This is a genomic window from Citrobacter sp. RHBSTW-00859 (genome assembly GCF_013729795.1).
GTDB classification, from domain to species: Bacteria; Pseudomonadota; Gammaproteobacteria; order Enterobacterales; family Enterobacteriaceae; genus Citrobacter; species Citrobacter braakii.
Genome location: NZ_CP056284.1, coordinates 364,855 through 384,314, shown reverse-complemented (window position 1 = coordinate 384,314; position 19,460 = coordinate 364,855). Strand labels below are relative to the sequence as shown.

Annotated in this window: 21 protein-coding genes and 1 pseudogene; 6 read left to right on the top strand and 16 right to left on the bottom strand. The window is 52.5% G+C overall.

All coding sequences use genetic code 11. The features are described 5' to 3' along the window. Positions 1-5: 5 nt before the first annotated feature. The 3 genes from HV302_RS01820 to ppiA form a co-directional block, all read right to left on the bottom strand. Complete coding sequence (locus HV302_RS01820) at positions 6-608, bottom strand: putative adenosine monophosphate-protein transferase Fic (protein WP_104652066.1); 603 nt, start codon at positions 606-608, stop codon at positions 6-8. Continuing rightward, entirely contained in the window at positions 598-765 is a 168-nt protein-coding gene (locus HV302_RS01815) for a YhfG family protein (protein WP_016157626.1), read from the bottom strand. Before HV302_RS01815 ends, HV302_RS01820 begins: the two co-directional genes overlap by 11 nt. 106 nt (positions 766-871) lie before the next feature. After that, on the bottom strand, positions 872-1,444 hold the full coding sequence (ppiA, locus tag HV302_RS01810) for a peptidylprolyl isomerase A (protein ID WP_003023595.1): 573 nt from the start codon (positions 1,442-1,444) through the stop codon (positions 872-874). Positions 1,445-1,708: 264 nt separating this feature from the next. On the opposite strand from ppiA, the gene tsgA reads away from it, so the two are divergent. From tsgA to HV302_RS01780, 6 genes are all read left to right on the top strand, one after another. Beyond that, entirely contained in the window at positions 1,709-2,890 is a 1,182-nt protein-coding gene (gene tsgA / locus HV302_RS01805; protein ID WP_016154778.1) for an MFS transporter TsgA, read from the top strand. A 327-nt stretch (positions 2,891-3,217) separates the two neighbouring features. Beyond that, on the top strand, positions 3,218-5,761 hold the full coding sequence (gene nirB, locus HV302_RS01800) for an NADPH-nitrite reductase large subunit (protein ID WP_016154779.1): 2,544 nt from the start codon (positions 3,218-3,220) through the stop codon (positions 5,759-5,761). Further along, on the top strand, positions 5,758-6,084 hold the full coding sequence (gene nirD, locus HV302_RS01795) for a nitrite reductase small subunit NirD (protein ID WP_016154780.1): 327 nt from the start codon (positions 5,758-5,760) through the stop codon (positions 6,082-6,084). The genes nirB and nirD overlap by 4 nt, the downstream gene beginning before the upstream one ends. Positions 6,085-6,271: 187 nt before the next feature. Further along, positions 6,272-7,081: a nitrite transporter NirC gene (gene nirC, locus HV302_RS01790; protein ID WP_047501468.1), complete on the top strand. Its 810-nt coding sequence runs from the start codon at positions 6,272-6,274 to the stop codon at positions 7,079-7,081. Positions 7,082-7,092: 11 nt separating this feature from the next. After that, complete coding sequence (gene cysG / locus HV302_RS01785) at positions 7,093-8,466, top strand: siroheme synthase CysG (protein WP_016157628.1); 1,374 nt, start codon at positions 7,093-7,095, stop codon at positions 8,464-8,466. Positions 8,467-8,773: 307 nt separating this feature from the next. Further along, positions 8,774-8,944, top strand: coding sequence for a YhfL family protein (locus HV302_RS01780; protein WP_016154783.1), 171 nt, complete (start codon positions 8,774-8,776; stop codon positions 8,942-8,944). Positions 8,945-9,021: 77 nt separating this feature from the next. Here HV302_RS01780 and HV302_RS28510 read toward each other — a convergent pair. The 13 genes and pseudogenes from HV302_RS28510 to HV302_RS01720 all read right to left on the bottom strand — a co-directional run. Beyond that, positions 9,022-9,099, bottom strand: a pseudogene (locus HV302_RS28510) (hypothetical protein); the annotation flags it as partial. Positions 9,100-9,258: 159 nt separating this feature from the next. Then, positions 9,259-10,263 (bottom strand): tryptophan--tRNA ligase, encoded by a 1,005-nt coding sequence (gene trpS / locus HV302_RS01775; protein ID WP_016154784.1) that lies wholly within the window; start codon positions 10,261-10,263, stop codon positions 9,259-9,261. Further along, positions 10,256-11,014: a phosphoglycolate phosphatase gene (gene gph / locus HV302_RS01770; RefSeq protein WP_181626848.1), complete on the bottom strand. Its 759-nt coding sequence runs from the start codon at positions 11,012-11,014 to the stop codon at positions 10,256-10,258. Before gph ends, trpS begins: the two co-directional genes overlap by 8 nt. Next, complete coding sequence (gene rpe / locus HV302_RS01765; protein WP_003023561.1) at positions 11,007-11,684, bottom strand: ribulose-phosphate 3-epimerase; 678 nt, start codon at positions 11,682-11,684, stop codon at positions 11,007-11,009. Before rpe ends, gph begins: the two co-directional genes overlap by 8 nt. Before the next feature lie 17 nt (positions 11,685-11,701). Further along, positions 11,702-12,538, bottom strand: coding sequence for an adenine-specific DNA-methyltransferase (gene dam, locus HV302_RS01760; RefSeq protein ID WP_016154786.1), 837 nt, complete (start codon positions 12,536-12,538; stop codon positions 11,702-11,704). Positions 12,539-12,655: 117 nt separating this feature from the next. Further along, positions 12,656-13,942, bottom strand: a complete 1,287-nt coding sequence (gene damX / locus HV302_RS01755) for a cell division protein DamX (protein ID WP_046274532.1) — start codon at positions 13,940-13,942, stop codon at positions 12,656-12,658. Positions 13,943-14,038: 96 nt separating this feature from the next. Next, on the bottom strand, positions 14,039-15,127 hold the full coding sequence (gene aroB, locus HV302_RS01750) for a 3-dehydroquinate synthase (RefSeq protein ID WP_181626847.1): 1,089 nt from the start codon (positions 15,125-15,127) through the stop codon (positions 14,039-14,041). Between the two features lie 57 nt (positions 15,128-15,184). Then, positions 15,185-15,706: a shikimate kinase AroK gene (gene aroK, locus HV302_RS01745; protein ID WP_003023552.1), complete on the bottom strand. Its 522-nt coding sequence runs from the start codon at positions 15,704-15,706 to the stop codon at positions 15,185-15,187. A 404-nt stretch (positions 15,707-16,110) separates the two neighbouring features. Further along, on the bottom strand, positions 16,111-17,358 hold the full coding sequence (gene hofQ, locus HV302_RS01740; protein WP_103766936.1) for a DNA uptake porin HofQ: 1,248 nt from the start codon (positions 17,356-17,358) through the stop codon (positions 16,111-16,113). After that, positions 17,261-17,674 (bottom strand): HofP DNA utilization family protein, encoded by a 414-nt coding sequence (locus tag HV302_RS01735; RefSeq protein ID WP_103766937.1) that lies wholly within the window; start codon positions 17,672-17,674, stop codon positions 17,261-17,263. The genes hofQ and HV302_RS01735 overlap by 98 nt, the downstream gene beginning before the upstream one ends. Beyond that, positions 17,664-18,119 carry a HofO family protein gene (locus HV302_RS01730; RefSeq protein ID WP_103766938.1) on the bottom strand — a complete coding sequence of 152 codons (456 nt, stop codon included), beginning with the start codon at positions 18,117-18,119 and terminating at the stop codon, positions 17,664-17,666. Before HV302_RS01730 ends, HV302_RS01735 begins: the two co-directional genes overlap by 11 nt. Next, the gene (locus HV302_RS01725) at positions 18,103-18,642 is read right to left on the bottom strand and encodes a PilN domain-containing protein (RefSeq protein ID WP_153690732.1); all 540 of its coding nucleotides are present in this window, start codon (positions 18,640-18,642) and stop codon (positions 18,103-18,105) included. Before HV302_RS01725 ends, HV302_RS01730 begins: the two co-directional genes overlap by 17 nt. Next, entirely contained in the window at positions 18,642-19,421 is a 780-nt protein-coding gene (locus tag HV302_RS01720) for a DNA utilization protein HofM (RefSeq protein WP_181626846.1), read from the bottom strand. The genes HV302_RS01725 and HV302_RS01720 overlap by 1 nt, the downstream gene beginning before the upstream one ends. Positions 19,422-19,460 lie beyond the last annotated feature (39 nt).

Genomic DNA, 19,460 nt, shown 5'->3' with positions numbered 1-19,460 from the left:
CTATTCTACTCAGTTTCCGGGGCTTCGCTTACCACTTTACGAAATATCGCCCGAAGCGCAGACAGGTCACCCATCGCCCCACTCTGATTAGCCAGGTTCCACTCCTCAACCGGAATGTCATCCCAGCTCAATATATACCCGGCATGAATCGCTAACTGTTCGAAAAAAATTCGCTGTGCCAGACCGCTGCCAATACGAAACGGATGCAGCACGTTGATTTCGCAATAATAGTGCGCAAGACGATCCACAAACTTATCTTCCGGTAACCCCACCAACCAGGACTCGTCTTCCAGGTCCTGCATCAGCGCATTGCCCTCTTTCTCGATATAAGCGAAATGACAAAAGCGGGTATCGCCCTGGTAAATATCCACTTCTCGCAGATGTCCCGCCCAGTCAAAAATATCCCGATACAGTTGGCGATGAATGGCGCACAGATGCGGCAAGCCCCGTTTAAGCGGGCCTAATTCGATAGTGGCCGCACGCAGCGCCGTCAGTTCATACGCCGCCTGCGCCAGGCGCTGTGCCTGATGAATCCCCAGACGGTTACGCATGACATTCAGGCCCGGATACAAATAGGGATCGCGTCCATCACCGAATTTATCGCTCATAGTGCCCCCTCAACTCTTCAAGACGCGCCAGGGCGTCTTCCGTGCTCAAAGTCACCCGTGGAATATCCACGCCTTCCAGCCGCCGACTGGCCTGGAAATTGGCATTTCGCCGTTGTTCCCAGAGTCTGGACTTTTGTTTATCGGTGAGTTTTTTCACGTGACCTCCCTGAATGAGCCGACACTTGCCACAAGTATAAGCGGCAATTTCAGGTTACGCAGAGAAGGGAAAGAACGCGGACAGGAACTGCCCGCGCAAAAGACGTTTACGGCAGGACTTTGGCAGACAGGATAACAATCGGTTTTGACGGGACATTCTGGTAAGGACCAACATCATGGGTCTGCACCTGAGAGATCTTATCCGCGACATCCATACCTTTCACAACTTTACCGAAGACCGCGTACCCAAAGTCGCGCTGGCCGTGATCGAGGAACGCATTGTCTGCAATATTGATAAAGAACTGGCTGGTCGCGCTGTCTTTATCTGCTGTACGCGCCATGGCAATCGTGCCGCGGGTATTACGCAGTCCGTTATCAGCTTCATTCTTGATTGGCGGGTTAGGTTTCTTCTGCTGCATCTGCTCGGTAAAACCGCCGCCCTGCACCATGAAGCCAGGGATCACGCGGTGGAACGTGGTGTTGTTATAGAAACCGCTGTTGACATAATCGACAAAGTTTTGCACTGAAACCGGGGCTTTCTGACTGTTCAGCTCCAGCTCAATGTTACCGGCAGAGGTTGTCAGCAGGACATGCGGGTCACCTTTTGCTGCCAGTGCTGCGGGAGAGAGAGCAGAAAGAGCGAGAACAGCTGCAACAGCCGCCAGAGTCGATTTGAGCATGAGAATTCCTTAACAAGAGCAGAAATGAAGCAAGTGAATTGATTCTAAAGAGCCTTCAAGAACAAGGCCATCCCTTTACTTAATTTTACGTACTTGAAACAAATGTAACCTTATAGCCTCAAGATTCAATGCGATCTAGATCACATAAAAAAATGTAACGTAGCAAGTAATTACCAATAAACATTTAAATGCATCACTAAAGCGCCTAAAATCTGCCCGCTCACGGCGCAGTCAATGCGCCTAACACTTCTATACAGGCCAGTCATGACTAACAGCAATCGCATCAAGCTCACATGGATTAGCTTTCTCTCCTACGCCCTGACAGGCGCGTTGGTAATTGTCACCGGGATGGTGATGGGAAACATCGCAGATTACTTCCATTTGCCCGTTTCCAGTATGAGTAACACCTTCACCTTTCTGAATGCCGGCATTCTGATCTCTATTTTTCTGAATGCATGGCTGATGGAAATTGTGCCACTGAAAACCCAGTTGCGCTTTGGCTTTATCCTGATGGTTCTGGCGGTCGCCGGACTGATGCTCAGCCATAGCCTGGCCTTGTTCTCAGCCGCCATGTTTGTACTGGGTCTGGTGAGCGGTATCACCATGTCGATTGGTACGTTCCTGGTGACTCAGATGTACGAAGGTCGCCAGCGCGGTTCCCGCCTGCTGTTTACTGATTCCTTCTTCAGCATGGCCGGCATGATTTTCCCGATGGTGGCAGCATTCCTGTTAGCGCGCAGCATCGAATGGTATTGGGTTTATGCCTGCATCGGTCTGGTATACGTCGCCATTTTCCTGCTGACCTTCGGCTGCGAATTCCCGGCGCTGGGTAAACACGCACAGCAACCGGACGCGCCAGTGGTAAAAGAAAAATGGGGCATTGGCGTGCTGTTCCTGGCGATCGCCGCGCTGTGCTACATCCTCGGTCAGTTGGGCTTTATCTCCTGGGTGCCGGAATACGCCAAAAGTCTGGGCATGAGCCTGAACGACGCAGGTAAACTGGTCAGCGACTTCTGGATGTCTTACATGGTTGGCATGTGGGCATTTAGCTTTATCCTGCGTTTCTTCGATTTGCAGCGCATCCTGACCGTACTGGCGGGTGTGGCTACCGTCCTGATGTATCTGTTTATCACCGGTACGCCGGAGCATATGCCGTGGTTCATTCTAACGTTGGGCTTCTTCTCCAGCGCGATTTATACCACCATCATTACCCTCGGCTCCCAGCAGACGAAGGTCGCATCACCTAAACTGGTTAACTTCGTTCTGACCTGTGGCACCATCGGTACTATGCTCACCTTCGTGGTCACTGGCCCTATCGTGGCGCACAGCGGTCCGCTGGCGGCATTGCAGACGGCTAACGGCTTGTATGCGGTCGTATTCGTGATGTGCTTTATTCTTGGGTTCGTCACGCGTCATCGCCAGCATAACGCACCCGCAACGCATTAATCTGAGTGCCGGATGGCGATGCTAACGTATCTTATCCGGCCTACAAGACAAGCTGTTCGTAGGCCGGATAAGGCGCAGACGCCCTCCGGCCTATTCCCGCGCCCTCTTCTTTCTCTGGTGCTGTAGGCCAATTCTTACAAAAACCCCTTAATTTGTACGTTATTTATACAAACACGAAAAGCCTGTTAATTCCGTAACTTATAAAAATGCAGTTAAATCAGCCATATACCTCTTAAGGAGTATATAAAGGCGAATTTGATTTGCATCAATAAGCGGGGTTGCTGAATCGTTAAGGTAGGCAGTAATAGAAAAGAAATCGAGGCAAAAATGAGCAAAGTCAGACTCGCTATTATCGGTAATGGTATGGTCGGCCATCGCTTTATTGAGGATCTTCTTGATAAATCCGACGCTGCCAATTTTGATATTACCGTCTTCTGTGAAGAACCCCGCAAAGCGTACGACCGTGTCCACCTGTCGTCCTACTTCTCCCACCACACCGCCGAAGAACTTTCTCTGGTGCGTGAAGGATTCTACGAGAAGCATGGCGTTAAGGTGTTAGTGGGCGAGCGCGCAATCACCATCAACCGCCAGGAGAAGGTGATCCACTCCAGCGCGGGTCGTACGGTCTATTACGATAAGCTGATCATGGCGACAGGCTCTTATCCGTGGATCCCACCGATTAAAGGTTCGGAAACCCAAGACTGTTTCGTTTACCGCACCATCGAAGACCTCAACGCCATTGAGTCTTGCGCGCGCCGTAGCAAACGCGGTGCCGTCGTCGGCGGTGGCCTGCTGGGCCTGGAAGCCGCCGGTGCGCTAAAAAGCCTCGGCGTTGAAACCCACGTGATTGAATTTGCCCCAATGCTGATGGCCGAACAGCTGGATCACATGGGTGGCGAGCAGTTACGTCGCAAAATTGAAAGCATGGGCGTGCGTGTGCACACCAGCAAAAACACTAAAGAGATCGTCCAGGAAGGCACCGAAGCGCGCAAAACCATGCGTTTTGCCGACGGTAGCGAACTGGAAGTCGATTTCATCGTCTTTTCTACCGGTATTCGCCCACGCGACAAACTGGCCACCCAATGCGGCCTGGACGTTGCGCCGCGCGGTGGTATTGTGATTAACGATACCTGCCAGACTTCTGATCCGGACATCTATGCCATCGGCGAATGCGCCAGCTGGAACAACCGCGTGTATGGTCTGGTCGCTCCAGGCTACAAAATGGCGCAGGTTGCCGTTGACCATATTCTCGAAACCGAAAACGCCTTTGAAGGCGCGGATCTGAGCGCCAAGCTGAAGCTGCTCGGTGTTGACGTCGGCGGGATTGGCGACGCGCATGCGCGCACGCCGGGCGCCCGTAGCTACGTCTATCTCGACGAAAGCAAAGAAGTCTACAAACGCCTCATCGTTAGCGAAGATAACAAAACCCTGCTCGGGGCGGTTTTAGTCGGTGACACCAGCGATTACGGCAACCTGCTGCAGCTGGTACTGAACGCCATCGAACTGCCGGAAAACCCAGACTCACTGATTCTGCCAGCTCACGCGGGCAGCGGTAAGCCGTCTATCGGTGTCGATAAACTGCCGGACAGCGCGCAGATTTGCTCCTGCTTCGACGTCACCAAAGGCATGCTGATCGCCGCTATCAACAAAGGCTGCCACACCGTTGCGGCGCTGAAAGCTGAAACCAAAGCTGGTACCGGCTGCGGCGGGTGTATCCCGTTGGTAACGCAGGTCCTGAACGCTGAACTGGCGAAACAGGGGATCGAAGTTAACAACAACCTGTGTGAACACTTCCCGTACTCGCGTCAGGAACTGTTCCATCTGATCCGTGTAGAAGGAATTAAAACCTTCGAAGAGCTGCTGGCAAAACACGGGAAAGGCTACGGCTGTGAAGTGTGTAAACCAACCGTAGGTTCCCTGCTGGCCTCCTGCTGGAATGAGTACATCCTCAAACCACAGCACACGCCGCTGCAGGACACTAACGACAACTTCCTGGCGAACATCCAGAAAGACGGTACCTACTCCGTGATCCCGCGCTCTGCGGGCGGAGAAATTACTCCTGAAGGCCTGGTGGCCGTGGGCCGTATCGCGCGTGAATTTAACCTGTATACCAAAATCACCGGTTCTCAGCGTATCGGCCTGTTCGGCGCGCAAAAAGATGACCTGCCGGAAATCTGGCGTCAGCTGATTGAAGCGGGCTTTGAAACCGGTCACGCATACGCCAAAGCGCTGCGTATGGCGAAAACCTGCGTAGGCAGTACCTGGTGCCGTTATGGCGTCGGCGATAGCGTCGGATTCGGCGTGGAGCTGGAAAACCGCTACAAGGGCATTCGTACCCCGCACAAAATGAAATTCGGCGTCTCCGGCTGTACCCGTGAATGTGCGGAAGCACAGGGCAAAGACGTGGGTATCATCGCCACTGAGAAAGGCTGGAACTTGTACGTTTGCGGTAACGGCGGGATGAAACCTCGTCATGCAGACCTGCTGGCAGCGGATATCGACCGCGAAACGCTGCTCAAATACCTTGATCGTTTCATGATGTTCTACATCCGTACCGCTGACAAACTGACCCGAACCGCACCATGGTTAGACAACCTGGAAGGCGGTATCGAATATCTGAAATCGGTCATCATCGACGACAAACTGGGGCTAAACCAGCACCTGGAAGAAGAGATGGCCCGTCTGCGTGAAGCGGTGGTCTGCGAGTGGACAGAGACGGTTAACACCCCATCCGCACAGGTTCGCTTCAAACACTTTATCAACAGCGATCAACGCGATCCGAATGTCCAGGTTGTGCCTGAACGTGAACAACATCGTCCGGCCACGCCCTATGAGCGTATCCCGGTGACTCTGGTGGAGGAAAACGCATGAGCCAGTGGAAAAACATCTGCAAAATCGATGACATTCTGCCTGCAACAGGCGTCTGCGCCCTGTTAGGTAGCGAGCAAGTTGCGATTTTCCGCCCGTATCACAGCGACCAGGTGTTTGCGATCAGCAACATCGACCCGTTCTTCGAGTCCAGCGTGCTTTCTCGTGGGCTGATTGCTGAACATCAGGGCGAATTGTGGGTCGCCAGCCCGCTGAAAAAACAGCGCTTTCGCTTAAGCGACGGTCTGTGCATGGAAGACGAACAGTTCTCCGTGAAACATTACGAAGCCCGAGTGAAAGACGGCACGGTGCAACTGCGCGGTTAATAAATTTTTGGGAGGCGCAACGCCTCCCCTTTTTTGACGTATTTGTAGGTCTTTTATTTGTAGGCCTGATAAGCGTAGCGCCATCCGGCAATTGCACAAGCACATTGCCGGATGGCGGCATAAATGCCTTATCCGGCCTACGGTTACGATTTCTTTTTATTGTTTGTACTTCAAGGATAATCAACACATGTTCACAGACACTATTAATAAGTGTGCGGCTAACGCTGCGCGCATCGCACGCCTCTCGGCTAATAACCCGCTCGGATTCTGGGTCAGTTCGGCAATGGCAGGGGCCTACGTCGGTCTCGGCATCATTCTTATTTTCACCCTCGGTAATCTGCTCGACCCGTCCGTTCGTCCTCTGGTAATGGGTGCAACCTTTGGTATCGCTTTAACGCTGGTCATTATTGCCGGTTCGGAACTGTTTACCGGTCACACCATGTTCCTGACGCTCGGCGTCAAAGCGGGCACCATCAGTCACGGTCAGATGTGGGCTATTCTGCCGCAAACCTGGCTGGGTAATCTGGTCGGATCCGTGTTTGTCGCTCTGCTTTATAGTTGGGGCGGCGGTAGCCTGCTGCCGGTCGATACCAGCATCGTCCATTCGGTGGCGTTGGCGAAAACTACCGCGCCAGCAACGGTGCTGTTCTTTAAAGGCGCACTGTGTAACTGGTTGGTTTGTCTGGCAATCTGGATGGCAATTCGTACCGAGGGCGCAGCAAAATTCCTCGCTATCTGGTGGTGTCTGCTGGCGTTTATCGCTTCCGGTTACGAGCACTCGGTTGCCAACATGACGCTGTTTGCCCTCTCCTGGTTCGGTCACCACAGCGAAGCCTATACCCTGTCAGGAATTGGTCATAACCTGTTGTGGGTGACACTCGGTAATACTTTGTCCGGTGTCGTATTCATGGGATTGGGTTATTGGTATGCTACGCCAAAATCGGAGCGTCCTGCTCCGGCAAAAATCAACCAGCCAGAGGCTACTGCCAATAATTAAGGGGTAATGTCGTGGATCATTTGCCTATATTTTGTCAACTACGTGACCGCGACTGCTTGATCGTCGGCGGTGGTGATGTCGCAGAACGCAAAGCGCGGTTACTGCTGGAAGCGGGCGCCCGTATAACGGTTAATGCGTTGGCGTTTATTCCGCAGTTCACCGTATGGGCAGATGAAGGCATGCTGACGCTGGTTGAGGGACCGTTCGACGAGTCCCTGCTCGACACCTGCTGGCTGGCTATTGCCGCCACCGATGACGATGCCGTCAACCAAAGCGTCAGCACCGCCGCAGAATCACGTCGTATTTTCTGCAACGTGGTCGATGCGCCAAAAGCAGCCAGTTTTATCATGCCCTCCATTATCGACCGCTCGCCGCTGATGGTGGCAGTCTCCTCCGGCGGTACATCGCCGGTGCTTGCCCGTCTGCTACGTGAAAGACTTGAATCTGTGCTGCCTCAGCATCTGGGCCAGGTCGCGCAATATGCAGGCAAGTTACGCGCCCGAGTGAAAGAACAGTTTGCCAGCATGGGTGAACGTCGCCGCTTCTGGGAAAAATTGTTCGTGAATGACCGCCTGGCGCAGTCGCTGGCGAACAGTGACCAGAAAGCCGTCGAGGAAACCACCGAGCAGTTGCTCAGCGAACCGTTGGACCATCGAGGCGAAGTAGTGCTGGTTGGCGCCGGTCCTGGCGATGCCGGGCTGCTGACGCTGAAAGGTCTACAGCAGATCCAGCAAGCGGATGTCGTGGTTTATGACCGTCTGGTATCCGACGACATCATGAACCTTGTACGCCGCGATGCCGACCGGGTGTTCGTCGGTAAACGCGCGGGCTACCACTGTGTACCGCAGGAAGAAATTAACCAGATCCTGCTGCGTGAAGCGCAACAGGGCAAACGCGTCGTGCGCCTGAAAGGTGGCGACCCGTTCATCTTTGGTCGTGGTGGCGAAGAGCTGGAAACCCTTTGCCATGCCGGTATTCCATTCTCCGTTGTGCCAGGTATTACCGCTGCATCCGGTTGTTCCGCCTATTCTGGCATTCCACTGACCCATCGAGATTACGCCCAGAGTGTACGTCTGGTCACCGGGCACCTGAAAACCGGCGGCGAGCTGGACTGGGAAAACCTGGCGGCAGAGAAACAGACGCTGGTGTTCTACATGGGCCTCAATCAGGCGGCTACTATCCAGGAAAAACTGATCGAATTTGGCATGCAACCCGATATGTCTGTCGCGCTGGTAGAAAACGGTACCTCCGTGAAGCAACGCGTTGTTAACGGGGTGCTTTCGCAACTCGGCGAACTGGCGCAGCAGGTTGAAAGCCCGGCGCTGATTATCGTCGGCCGCGTGGTTGGACTACGCGATAAGCTGAACTGGTTCTCGAACCATTAATTTAACGCTGAAAAATGCCCTGATGTTGGACTGCCCCCATAAAGTTGGACAGTTCATATTCAGGGCATTTATTTATCTTCCGATAGAAATAAATAACCGATATACGCTATATACTCGCCTCAGTAGCCCAACCGTTAATCATTAATTAAATGTATTTTTAAAACATTTAAATTCATTGAAAGCATATTTTATATAAAACTTGTTATGTCCTAATCCGGACTACTTTAAGTTTATTTTAGTTGATATCTTAACCGCCGAGAAATGGATTTCATCCATTTAAAAATAGATATCTTACAAGGATTTTAACATGCTGAAATTTGCAAAAATCACTATCGTTGCTGGTGTTCTGGCTACGCTGACCGCGTGTACTGGTCATGTTGATAACAAAAAAGATAACTGCACCTACGATTACTTCCTGCATCCGGCAATTTCTATTTCTAAAATTATTGGTGGCTGTGGCCCGGCTGCAGATCTGTAACAGAAGCGATTGCGCAGATACAAAAAAACCGGGAAATCCCCGGTTTTTTTATTTATTGGTTTGATGCTCATTCACACGCTACCGCACTTCTCGCCGAGCAGGTAGCGGGCCAGGGTTGTCAGTCCCTCCTCTCTCTTGATAAATATCCGACGCATTTTATATCTTCAGTAAATTGAATATTTATATCTTCATTAAATTGATTGATATAAGGAAATATGCAAACGGCGAGGCGCTTCATATTTTTTTGAGATTCGCCAGCGAACAGGCGAAAAAAAACCGGGTAGAACCCGGTTTCTTCAGCAACGCAGAGCGCATTACGGCTTGGCGACAAAACCAATCGCTTCGTAAACCGCTTTCAGCGTAACAGACGCGCGTGCGCTGGCTTTTTCAGCGCCATCTTTCATCACCTGCTGCAGGAAAGCTTCATCGTTACGGAAACGGTGATAACGCTCCTGAAGCTCGGTCAGCATGCCGGAAACGGCCTCTGCGACTTCACCTTTCAGATGACCATACATCTTGCCTTCAAAGTGTTGTTCCAGCTCCGGAATGCTCTGGCCGGTAACGGCAGAGAGGATATCCAGCAGGTTGGAAACACCCGCTTTATTCTGCACGTCGTAGCGTACAACAGGCGGCTCTTCGGAGTCGGTCATCGCACGTTTGATTTTCTTAACCACGGATTTCGGATCTTCCAGCAGGCCGATCACGTTGTTGCGGTTGTCATCCGACTTGGACATTTTCTTCGTCGGCTCCAGTAGCGACATCACGCGCGCACCGGATTTAGGAATGAACGGCTCAGGCACTTTGAAGATGTCGCCATACAGGGCGTTGAAGCGCTGGGCGATATCGCGGCTTAGTTCCAGATGCTGTTTCTGATCTTCGCCAACCGGTACCTGGTTGGTCTGATACAGCAGGATGTCTGCCGCCATCAGCACCGGATAATCAAACAGACCGGCGTTGATGTTCTCCGCATAGCGTGCGGATTTATCTTTGAACTGGGTCATACGGCTCAGCTCGCCGAAATAGGTGTAGCAGTTCAGCGCCCAACCTAATTGTGCGTGTTCCGGTACATGAGACTGGACGAAAATGGTGCTTTTTTCAGGATCGATACCGCATGCCAGATACAGCGCCAGCGTATCGAGCGTTGCTTTACGCAGCTGCTGAGCATCCTGACGAACGGTGATGGCATGTTGGTCAACGATGCAGTAGATGCAATGGTAGTCATCCTGCATGCTCACCCACTGACGCAGCGCACCCATATAGTTGCCAATGGTCAATTCACCTGAGGGCTGTGCGCCACTAAAAACGATGGGCTTAGTCATTTTTTGATTCCTGATTTTCGCTATGCGGAAGCCCGAGAACGGGCAGTAGTTCATTAATACGGTCGTAAATAACGTCGGGTTGGCTCAGCGCGATCGACTCGCCGTAGTTGTAGCCATAAGTCAGGCCAACGGACGGACAGCCAGCAGCTTTTGCCGCCTGAATATCATTACGTGAATCCCCTACGAAGAGCAATTGCTCAGGCTTGATGCCAAGCTTGCTTGCTACCAGCAATAGCGGATCCGGATGCGGTTTTTTATTCTGCACGTCGTCACCACCGATGACCACGCTAAAGTATTTGGCGATATCTAACGCCTCAAGCAATGGCGCGACAAACGGGGTCGGTTTGTTGGTCACCAGACCCAGCGGCAATCCTTTCGCATGCATCGCGCCCAGCGTGTCGGCAACATCAGGGAACAGGAATGTCCCCCCTTCAGCGACGTCGCCGTAGTATCTGTCGAACAGCTTACGCAAAATACGCACCTGTTCTTCGGCTGGGATATCATCATCAACGGGCGGTTTACCCATTGTCTTACGTAGTGTGGCGCGCTCCTGACGCGACCACGCCAGCGCGCGCTCCATCAGTACATCTGCACCGTTGCCAATCCAGGTGATAACGCGTTCTTCACCGGCAATCGGCAGTTCCAGCGCATACAGCGCCATATCCACCGCTGCGGTTAATCCCGGCGCGCTGTCGACCAGCGTACCGTCGAGGTCAAATGCAGCGCCCCGAATATCCTGAAACTTATCCATGACTTACCTTCGCCAGTTCATTGCGCATTTCATCAATGACTTTTTTGTAGTCTGGTTGGTCGAAAATAGCAGAGCCTGCGACAAACATATCTGCACCCGCCGCCGCGATTTCACCAATGTTGTTCACCTTGACGCCGCCGTCCACTTCAAGGCGAATATCGTAGCCAGATTCATCAATACGACGACGCACTTCGCGCAGCTTATCCAGCGTTTGTGGGATAAAGGACTGCCCGCCAAAACCTGGGTTAACGGACATCAGCAGGATCACATCGAGCTTATCCATGACGTAGTCCAGATAGCTCAGCGGTGTTGCCGGGTTAAACACCAGGCCCGCTTTACAGCCATGCTCTTTGATCAGCTGTAAAGTGCGATCGACATGCTCGGAGGCTTCCGGGTGAAAAGTAATGATGCTCGCGCCGGCGGCGGCGAAGTCCGGGACAATACGATCGACCGGTTTCACCATCAGATGAACGTCAATCGGGGCAGTAATGCCATATTTACGCAGCGATTTCAGTACCATCGGGCCGATGGTCAGGTTTGGTACGTAGTGATTGTCCATGACATCGAAGTGCACGACGTCGGCACCGGCAGTCAGCGCTCTCGCGGTGTCCTCACCCAGGCGGGCAAAATCAGCCGACAGAATTGAGGGGGCGATCAAATACTGTTTCATCCGCTTCTCCTTGAGAATTATTTCTTCGCAGGCGTTACAACTCCTGGTTTATACAGTGCCAGCAGTTCGTTCACCTTTTTACGCGTGCCGCCATTGCTGCTAATGCTGCGCCGCACTTTGACCTGAAAATGTTTCGCCGATCGGTACCATTCGCGGGTATCGGGCGTGTCATGGTTCGAAATTAACACCGGGATCTGCTTACTGACCAGCTTTTCTGCCATCTCGGCCAGATGTGCCTGCTCTTTTGGGCTAAAGCTGTTGGTATGATACGCGGTGAAATTTGCCGTCGCCGAAAGCGGTGCATAAGGCGGGTCACAATAAACCACTGAGTTGCTATCCGCACGGTCCATGCACTCTTCATAGGAGAGACAATGGAACTCCGCATTCTGCGCTTTTTCAGCAAAATGGTACAACTCGGCTTCCGGGAAGTAAGGTTTTTTATAACGACCAAACGGTACATTAAACTCGCCGCGCAGGTTATAACGGCACAATCCGTTGTAACCAAAGCGGTTCAGATACAAGAACAGTACTGCACGGCGGAACGGATCCTGACTGGCATTAAATTCTTCTCTGAACCGATAGTACACCTCAGCCTGATTGGTTTCAGGCATAAACAGCTCACGCGAAGCCTGCACATACTCATCGGTACGTGTCTTCACGATGTTATAGAGACTGATGAGGTCGCTGTTGATATCGGCAAGAATATAACGAGAAAAGTCGGTGTTGAGAAACACCGACCCGGCACCCACGAAAGGTTCAATCAGGCATTCACCCTGAGGTAAATGCCGTTTGATATCATCAAGCAGGGGGTATTTTCCCCCTGCCCATTTCAAAAAAGCGCGATTTTTTTTCATGCTGACTAACTAATTACACCTTCTCCGGCTGTGGAGAAAGCTCCGACAGCATCCTGCGCTTTAGTCTTTGTCCCGCAATTGGGCGAAACAGCAAACCATTGCAGAACATATCCTATCTTACTTCAAATCGGCCTGAACCTGGTGCAGCGGTTTTGCCCACGGATTTTTCGCCTGAATATCGGCGGGTAGCGTAGACACTGCACGTTTCGCATCTTCTTTAGACGCATACACGCCTGTTACCAGAACATACCACGGTTGACCGTTACGCGTCGTCTGATACACCACGTAGTTCTTCAGGTTTTCTTTCTTCGCCCAACCGTTAAGGTTGTCGTAGTTAGAAGAACTGCTGAGCTGCAGCGTGTAATGGCTGGACGGCGCAGATTTTAACGCTCCGACATTTCCTGCACTTTTCGCTCCACCAGCAACAGGTGTTGACGTTGTTGCCGTCGCAGTTGGCGCAGGCGTTGTAGTCGCGGTAGCTTTCGGCTCAACGGTCGCCTTCGGCGTAGCGGTAACCACAGGTGCCTTGGTTGTGGTCGTCGGCGCAGTTGCAGTTGGTTTTGCCTGAGCAACAGGTTTCGGCTCTGTCTGCGTCGCTTTCACCGTAGTTTGCGGTTTGCTCTTCGGCTCAATAACGGCCTGTTTACGTTCCTGGTGTGTCGCAGCAGGGCGTTCAGTCGTTTCCGTTTTCGCAGTCTGGCGCACAGCATTACCATTACGAACTGGCGCAACGGTCGCAGGTTCGGTCGGCAGCGTAGAGTTAACCACTACATTGTTAACCTGCTCCTGGCCTTGCGGTTGCGTCAGAGCGTTGTTCAGATCGCCCTGCACTTCAACACGCTGCTGGCCTTCAGTTGCCGCAGGTGTCTGACCTTGAGTTGGGGTAGAGGAAATCGGCGGTAGGGAAACATCCTGCTGGGTATTGCCAGCGGTCTGCTCAGCGCCTGCTGCAGGCGTAGTCGTGCTCGCCTGATCCGTCGCGTTGTTGCCAGAAAGATCAATGCTCTTCTCGCCAGATCCAGCCTGCTCACTGGGAGATGATGAGGGGGCTTTCAGCGCAGAACCGATACCGATGATCAGCAGCAACAGCACCAAGACACCGACACCCATCATCATATACTGACGAGAGGCAGGCTTGCTGGCGGGTTTCTTACGCTTGCGCGGACGGCGTTCTACACGCTCTTCATCCACGTCATCGTCATCAGATTCATACTCTTCTTCAATGTCCCGTTCTTCTTCACGCTCTTTACGTGCGCGCGCAGGACGACGATCGTCAGCATCCAGATCAACATCATCAAAATTGATTTGCGGCTCATTATCGCGTTCAGACGATTGACGAGAACGACCAGTACGACGATCGCTGGGATCGGGTTTCAGCTCGTCTTCTGGTTTGAATTCATCCATTTAACACCCCACTCAAAGGTTAATGCTTACGACTTTGCACATAACCTGAAGCTAAAAGACCTACGTTTCGCAACGCAAGCCAGACCTTTCTTGTTGTTACGCCGGCTGGCAATCAGCAATAGCGTTAAGAACCACCTCGTGCGACACTCCGCCGCGCACTTCACTCTTCCCTATAGTCCGCGGAAGCACTAAACGAATCTCTCCCGCTAACACTTTTTTATCTCGCAGCATGTGCGGCAGATAAGCCTCGCTGGACATTTCACGCGGTCCATTGACCGGCAAGCCCGCTCGCTGCAGCAGCGTAATGATGCGCTGCGTATCAGCGGAGGTAAACTGTCCAAGACGTTCTGACGTACGAGCAGCCATTACCATACCTGCTGCAACGGCTTCACCATGTAACCAATTGCCATAACCCATTTCAGCTTCGATCGCATGGCCAAACGTGTGTCCCAGATTCAGTAAAGCACGTAAGCCCATTTCACGCTCGTCCGCTGCGACAACTTCTGCTTTCAGCTCACAACAACGACGAATACAGTACGCCATCGCCTGACCATCCAGACGCAATAACGCATCCAGATTTTCTTCCAGCCAACTGAAAAATTCACCGTCAAGGATGATGCCGTATTTGATCACTTCCGCCAGCCCCGATGCCAGCTCACGCGCAGGAAGCGTTTTCAGACAATCGAGATCCACCACCACGGACGCCGGTTGGTAAAACGCGCCAATCATGTTTTTACCGAGGGGATGGTTTACGGCGGTTTTGCCGCCAACGGAGGAGTCGACCTGCGACAACAGGGTTGTCGGGACTTGAATAAAACGAACACCACGCTGATAGCTGGCTGCCGCAAAACCGGTCAGATCGCCTATCACGCCGCCGCCAAGTGCGACTAACGTGGTATCACGACCGTGCGGTTTTTGCAGTAACGCAGTGAAAACCGTATCCAGAACCGTCAGACTTTTATACTGCTCGCCATCGGGAAGGATAACGCTATCAACGTTAACACCCGCCTGTTCAAGTACGCCGCGAACCTTATCGAGATAAAGGGGAGCCAGGGTTTCGTTGGTCACCAACATAACCTGATCGCCCGATTTCAGCGGTAAGAATGAAGCTGGCTCATTAAACAAACCAGCCGCGATGGTGATAGGGTAACTACGTTCCCCGAGAGTGACTGTGATCCTCTCCATTACGCGACATCCACCTTAGTTACTTGTACCCGCAGACGAGTGTGTATTCAGCCAGAATTAGTTGCTTTCCAACATATGAATAATCTGGTTTGCTACGACTTTTGCGCTCTGATCGTCGGTGCGAATGGTCACGTCAGCAATCTCTTCGTACAGAGGATTGCGTTCGTCAGCCAACGCTTCCAGAACTTCACGAGGCGGCGATTCTACCTGCAGCAGCGGGCGTTTCTTGTCACGTTGAGTTCGCGCAAGTTGTTTTTCAATTGTCGTTTCAAGATAGACCACGACGCCACGCGCGGAAAGACGGTTACGTGTTTCACGTGATTTAACAGAGCCACCGCCAGTTGCCAGCACAATACCCTGTTTTTCCGTCAACTCGTTGATGACTTTTTCTTCGCGATCACGGAAGCCGTCTTCACCTTCTACATCGAAGACCCAGCCCACATCAGCTCCGGTTCGTTTCTCAATCTCTTGATCAGAATCGTAAAATTCCATATTGAGTTGTTGAGCTAACTGGCGCCCAATAGTGCTTTTTCCGGCACCCATAGGCCCAACCAGAAAGATATTGCGTTTCTCTGCCATTTTTTCGGTACTACTAAGACTATTCGTTAATGGTAAACCCGCTTCGCAGACACTCAGCGCAGCAGGACATGAACTGAAACCTCATAAGATATTGCGAGAGTCAGACTGAAAATTATCTCAATACTCAAGCGGGTTTGGCAACTGAATAAATCACCAAACCTTACGCATTTCTGGTCGTGGCAGGCATGCTACCCTGCAAACATCAGACCTGGCGACGTATCGCGCAGCCAAATGACACCAAATAAGCCTATGACACACCACCAGAAAGGCAAAGCGTATTTACTGCCGCATAAGTAAAGAAAAGTACCGACACTCAAATCGGTACTCCTTGTATGCTAAATACACCCGCACGTCAAATCTCTGAAACGTGTTCAGTGCAAAAACAACGGCTTTTCATGCATAAGTTATTGCGTTGAAACCAGTCTGGGCGTAATAAAAACCACTAATTCACGCCGTTCGTCTTCTTTACCATCATGACGAAAGAGAGAGCCAAGCCAGGGGATGTCGCCTAACAGCGGCACGCTGTCGGCTGCGGATTTATTCTTATGTGAAAAAATCCCGCCCAGCGCAATCGTCTCGCCGCTTTTTACCTCGACCTGAGTTTCAATCTCCTGCTTATCAATAGCCAGAACTTCGCCATCCGCCTGCTGTAGCACCTGCCCGGGAACATTCTGGCTGATATGCAGTTTTAGTCTGATTCGTCCTTTCTGCAATACGGTGGGCGTGACTTCCATCCCTAATACAGCTTCCTTGAACTCGACGGATGTCGCGCCGCTTTCACCGCTGGAGACCTGATAAGGGATCTCACTACCCTGCTTAATACTGGCAGGTTGCAGGTGAGAAGCCAGTAAGCGTGGACTGGCGATGATGTCCAACTGCTGTTTTTGCTCCAGCGCAGACAGCTCCAGCTCGAGTAAACGACCGTTAATACGGCCAATGTTAAATCCCACACGGGATGTGGCTGTGGATACAGAAAGATCGCTGGCAAGCGTTGTGACGTTCCCCACCGCCCCCGATTGCTGTGCGTCAGCCAGCGACCACTTCACCCCCAGCTCACGCAAGCTTTTTTCATTAATCGTCACGATATGCGCCGCCAGTTCGACTTGTGCAACCGGCAGATCCATTTGCGCCACCCACGTTTCCAGTGCGTTAAGCGCAACGCTATTATCACGCAGCAGTAAGCGGTTGGTGCGTTTATCCACCGTCATGCTTCCTTTGGCGCTGAGCAGCTTTTCTCCGGCTTTTGCCAGCTCGGAGGCATCAGCATATTGCAAAATGATACTGCGATGTTCCAACGGCAGGCTGGCCTGAAGCCGTGCCTGCTCATTGTCCTGACGAGCCGCATTTTCACTCTGCCATTGAACAGAATGCACATGCAGAATGTTGCCTTCCTGGCGTAATACCAGCCCGGCGCTTTTCACCACCGTTTGCAATGCCCGCTTCCAGGGCACATCCGTCAAATGCAGTGACAGCACACCGCTGACATCCGGTGAAACTACCAGGTTTTTCTTTTCCTGTTCGGCCAGCGCCTGCAATACCTGCACCACCGGCACATCATCGACCACCAGCGTCACGTTTTGTGATTTCGCCGCCAGTACGCTCTGAATCCCGACCACCAGTACGAGCACTATCCATGCCATCCATCGCTTCATTTATCGCTCCTTGTCGTTGCCACTGCCACTGCGGCGGCTCGCAGTTTTTCCCTGTGTCGAGGGTTACGCTCTGGGCCGTTATCTGCGTAACCGTCCAACCGTTTTTCAGGACATCATTTCGCTCAACCCGCTGCCATTTTTTCTGGCTATCCTGAACAATGCCAATGGGTCGCGCTCCCTGGCTCAATATTCCCTGATAGCGCCATGCCGACAGCTCAGCAATTTGGCAACGGTCCTCCGGCGGCAGGAAGGGATTACGCATACCGGTGAGTATCAGTACGCTTACGCACGCCAACAGCCAGCGTTCAACCATCATTCAGGCGCTCCAGTTGTAGTGTTAACAGCAGCTCTGCACCTTCTGCGTAAAGAGAAAACCGGCTGACGTTCATCCCTTGCTCCGCCAATTGGTCAAACATCGGCGGGATGGCATCCCAGCCTGGCTTCAGCGTCATTTCTCCTCCCTGTGCGGAGGGTTGCCAGTGGATAAGATGTGCAAGAGGAGTCTGAAACAGCAGTGGGGAGAACGGAATCAGCGTCTCTTCAGGCTCTTCTGGCGATGCCGCCAGCAGATATAAATTTCGCCATTGCGCCTGAATGGCCGCTCGTTGCTGGTTTAGCGCCTCTTGTTGCATAACCCGTTTCTGCGCGGTGGAGCTGAGGCATAACATGACGACGATGAGCAGTCCCAGCATCCAGCCACAGCCGCAGATGAGCCGAAAGCGCGGCGACTGCGCTAACCAGCTATCACAAAGCGTTTTCATGCGCACCGCTCCGCATCAGTCGATAGTGGAATTGCCAGCGTCCCTGCGCATCCTGCTGCGTTTCGCCAGGGCTACCCAATTTAAATAGCGGCAGCTGGCGTAATTGCGCTTCCAGCGCCTTCAGCGCGGCAAAGCTCAGCGTGTTTCCCGTCAGTTCCAGCGTATCCTGCTGCCAGGTTATTTTTGTTAACCACGCCTGCTCTGGCAGTAATTCCGCCAGCCCTTGCAAAACCCGCTGCCAGCTTCGGGTCTGCTCACGCTGTTTGTTCCGCGCTTGAACCTGTTGCCATCGTTGCTGGCGCTGCTGCACACGCGGCTTTAGCGCCATTAAAGCCTCGGCCCGCGTCTTTTCGGCATCCGCTAACAACAATTCGACCTGGTTTTCTACGCTCAAAACGCTGTAATAGCGCAACAACACGCCGCTACTAAGCAGTAGCGAAGCGCCAAATAAAACACTCCAGAAGCGTAGGCAGGCGCGACGTCGCGTCTGGCGCCAGGGCAGAAGATTGATGGTCGCTATCATCAACATGTGCCTCCCATAGCGAGTCCCAGTGCAATGGTGAAGCGATGGCTTTGCGTTGGAATTGGCGGCTGGCGTACAGACACCACGCTTAAAGGATCGAAGCCGCTGGGATCGCATAGCGCAATGGCTGTCGTGGAAAGCGATAATGTCGCGGCAAGCTCGTCGATACAGCCAATATCGCCCGTTGATTTACGCCCCCATGCCGAACGGGTCGCCCATAGCCACTGGGTGTCATCACGCCATACCAGACACTGATGATGTTCTGGCAGGTAAGGTATAAATCGCTGTAACGCGCTGGCATCCGGCGTAATCGCCGTAACCTGTACCTTCAACGTTTGGATCAGCGTCAGAAGCGCTGAAATCTCTTTGCTTTGCGCGGCAGTGACGTTAAACGCCGGGCTTAACGTGTCTTCGCTATAATCAAAATGCAGCGCATCCGGCGCCATATCCAGCTCACGCGCCATCGAACCGGATAACCATGCGGCTTGCTCCGGCTCGCGCAGCATCATTTCCGGACGAGGGTACTTTTTTTGTAACGTCCTGTTGGCAGGAAAAGAGAGATGAATATGGTGTCGGCGAGGAAGCTCCCGGCTCCACGGCAGTAGCGCTGCGACAAGCTGTTCAGGCTCGCGAATGTGGCCATCGACGATAACCTGAGGCGTCAGCGGTATACGCCACCAGCGCTGGAGAAACCAACCGGATGCGTCGTGAACTAAGGCGACAGCCAGCGCTTCATGTTGCTGAATATGCAGACCAATTTTCCAGATATTGAAAGCCATTGCTGATGATCTCCTTATCACCCGTTGCTTTAACGGGTA

Excerpts from the sequence above, each read along its gene's own strand:
- HV302_RS01820 (WP_104652066.1), bottom strand. The coding sequence starts at position 608 with ATGAGCGATAAATTCGGTGATGGACGCGATCCCTATTTGTATCCGGGC.
- ppiA (WP_003023595.1), bottom strand. The coding sequence starts at position 1,444 with ATGCTCAAATCGACTCTGGCGGCTGTTGCAGCTGTTCTCGCTCTTTCT.
- tsgA (WP_016154778.1), top strand. The coding sequence starts at position 1,709 with ATGACTAACAGCAATCGCATCAAGCTCACATGGATTAGCTTTCTCTCC.
- nirB (WP_016154779.1), top strand. The coding sequence starts at position 3,218 with ATGAGCAAAGTCAGACTCGCTATTATCGGTAATGGTATGGTCGGCCAT.
- nirD (WP_016154780.1), top strand. The coding sequence starts at position 5,758 with ATGAGCCAGTGGAAAAACATCTGCAAAATCGATGACATTCTGCCTGCA.
- nirC (WP_047501468.1), top strand. The coding sequence starts at position 6,272 with ATGTTCACAGACACTATTAATAAGTGTGCGGCTAACGCTGCGCGCATC.
- HV302_RS01780 (WP_016154783.1), top strand. The coding sequence starts at position 8,774 with ATGCTGAAATTTGCAAAAATCACTATCGTTGCTGGTGTTCTGGCTACG.
- trpS (WP_016154784.1), bottom strand. The coding sequence starts at position 10,263 with ATGACTAAGCCCATCGTTTTTAGTGGCGCACAGCCCTCAGGTGAATTG.
- gph (WP_181626848.1), bottom strand. The coding sequence starts at position 11,014 with ATGGATAAGTTTCAGGATATTCGGGGCGCTGCATTTGACCTCGACGGT.
- rpe (WP_003023561.1), bottom strand. The coding sequence starts at position 11,684 with ATGAAACAGTATTTGATCGCCCCCTCAATTCTGTCGGCTGATTTTGCC.
- dam (WP_016154786.1), bottom strand. The coding sequence starts at position 12,538 with ATGAAAAAAAATCGCGCTTTTTTGAAATGGGCAGGGGGAAAATACCCC.
- damX (WP_046274532.1), bottom strand. The coding sequence starts at position 13,942 with ATGGATGAATTCAAACCAGAAGACGAGCTGAAACCCGATCCCAGCGAT.
- aroB (WP_181626847.1), bottom strand. The coding sequence starts at position 15,127 with ATGGAGAGGATCACAGTCACTCTCGGGGAACGTAGTTACCCTATCACC.
- aroK (WP_003023552.1), bottom strand. The coding sequence starts at position 15,706 with ATGGCAGAGAAACGCAATATCTTTCTGGTTGGGCCTATGGGTGCCGGA.
- hofQ (WP_103766936.1), bottom strand. The coding sequence starts at position 17,358 with ATGAAGCGATGGATGGCATGGATAGTGCTCGTACTGGTGGTCGGGATT.
- HV302_RS01735 (WP_103766937.1), bottom strand. The coding sequence starts at position 17,674 with ATGATGGTTGAACGCTGGCTGTTGGCGTGCGTAAGCGTACTGATACTC.
- HV302_RS01730 (WP_103766938.1), bottom strand. The coding sequence starts at position 18,119 with ATGAAAACGCTTTGTGATAGCTGGTTAGCGCAGTCGCCGCGCTTTCGG.
- HV302_RS01725 (WP_153690732.1), bottom strand. The coding sequence starts at position 18,642 with ATGATAGCGACCATCAATCTTCTGCCCTGGCGCCAGACGCGACGTCGC.
- HV302_RS01720 (WP_181626846.1), bottom strand. The coding sequence starts at position 19,421 with ATGGCTTTCAATATCTGGAAAATTGGTCTGCATATTCAGCAACATGAA.